Here is a 793-nt window from a genome sequence, read left to right as displayed (position 1 = left end):
TCGTCTATGTCGGGGTCGAATCCGGGGCGCCGAGCATCCTGTCACGCATCCGCAAGGGCGCGACGCCGGAGCGCATCGCCGATGCGATGAACCGGGCGCGGGACGCCGGCATCGCCGTGTCGGCGACCGTGATCCTCGGGGTCGGCGGCAAGCATCTCTGGCGCGAGCACGTCGAGGGCACCGCAGCCGTCATCAACGCGGCGCCGCCCGCCTTCCTCTCGACGTTGCAGCTTCGGCTCGGCGAGGACGAGATCGAGGACTTCGTCACCCGCTTCCAGCGCGACGGCACGCCATTCGAATGGCAGGACGACGCCGGCGTGCTCGCCGAGCAGGAGGCGCTGCTCGCGGCCCTCGATCCGCCGGCGCCCGTGGTGTTCCGCTCCAACCACGCCTCGAACTGCCTGCCGCTCGCCGGCACGCTGCCGGACGATCGTGATCAGCTCCTGCAGATCGTGTCTTCCGCTCGTCGTGGCGCGCCGGTGCTGCGCCCGGAGTTCCTGCGGGGATTGTGAAGGAGCGCATCGTGGGGGCCGCGTGCCCCGGACGCGGCGCGCCTCCGTCCGGGACGCGGGGCGTGCGACCTGATCAGATCACCATCCGGCTCACGGCCCGACGCGCTTCCGAGAGCAGGGCCGGCAGATCGAGCCCGGGAATCCGTCCGTCCTCGACGATCAGGCGGCCGTTGCAGAATCCCCATTTCACATGGGCCTGGCCGCCGCCGGCCACGGGTGCGATGGCGGGATCGTGCAGGCCGGCGTAGCGCGGGTGGTCGAGCGAGTAGACGACGAGATCC

At 71.2% G+C, this 793-nt stretch carries 2 pseudogenes; one reads left to right on the top strand and one right to left on the bottom strand.

Annotation, left to right across the window (positions count from 1 at the left end):
• Positions 1-512, top strand: a pseudogene (locus ABTU92_RS29940) (radical SAM protein); the annotation flags it as partial.
• 73 nt (positions 513-585) lie between these two features.
• Here ABTU92_RS29940 and ABTU92_RS29935 read toward each other — a convergent pair.
• Positions 586-793, bottom strand: a pseudogene (locus ABTU92_RS29935) (amidohydrolase); the annotation flags it as partial.

Source organism: Rhodoplanes sp. SY1 (assembly GCF_046000175.1).
In the GTDB taxonomy this organism is placed as follows: domain Bacteria; phylum Pseudomonadota; class Alphaproteobacteria; order Rhizobiales; family Xanthobacteraceae; genus Rhodoplanes.
The sequence above is the reverse complement of the archived record's forward strand: the minus strand, read 5'-3'. Positions and strand labels throughout refer to the sequence as shown.